Source organism: Amycolatopsis nivea (genome assembly GCF_004522235.1).
Taxonomy (GTDB): Bacteria; Actinomycetota; Actinomycetes; order Mycobacteriales; family Pseudonocardiaceae; genus Amycolatopsis; species Amycolatopsis nivea.
In genome coordinates this window covers 1-534 of the sequence record NZ_SDLT01000117.1, presented here as the reverse complement: position 1 = coordinate 534, position 534 = coordinate 1, and the positions used below count along the sequence as shown (strand labels likewise).

Below are 534 nucleotides of genomic sequence, written 5' to 3'. Positions count from 1 at the left end.
ACCCGATCGTCGCGGCCTTCACCCCGCCCGCGATCGAGAACGCCACCCCCGCCTCCCGCCCGTCGGCCAGCAACGCCTCGATCGAATACCCCGGACGCGCCTGCTCGTCCAAACCCGCGTGGATCTCCACGAACGACACCCCCAGCTTCGCCACCTCCCGGATCCGCGCCACCCGGCCCTCGGTCACCGAAATCATGTCCGCCACCACCTCCTTCCCGTACTTGCGCCCCGCCGCCACCGCACCCCGCACCGTGTCGTCGTCCGCCGCCCCCATCACCGTCACCAGATCCGCCCCCGCCTCGAACGCCAGCGTCGCCTCCAACTCCCCCGCGTCCGCCGTCTTCAAATCCGCGAACACCAGCTTGTCCGGATGCGCCGCCTTCACCGCCGTCACCGCCGAAATCCCCGCCGACTTCACCAACGGCGTCCCCAGCTCCAAAATATCCACCTCCCCCGCCACCTGACGCGCCAACGCCAACGCCGAACCCACATCCAGCACATCCAACGCAACCTGCAACCGCACAACAAACTCCT

General features: G+C 68.7%; 1 protein-coding gene. It reads right to left on the bottom strand.

What is annotated here, in order from left to right; all coding sequences use genetic code 11:
- A partial coding sequence (locus EIZ44_RS44475) for an orotidine 5'-phosphate decarboxylase / HUMPS family protein (RefSeq protein ID WP_134734621.1) occupies positions 1 to 523 on the bottom strand: 523 nt, incomplete at its 3' end.
- Positions 524 to 534: the final 11 nt, after the last annotated feature.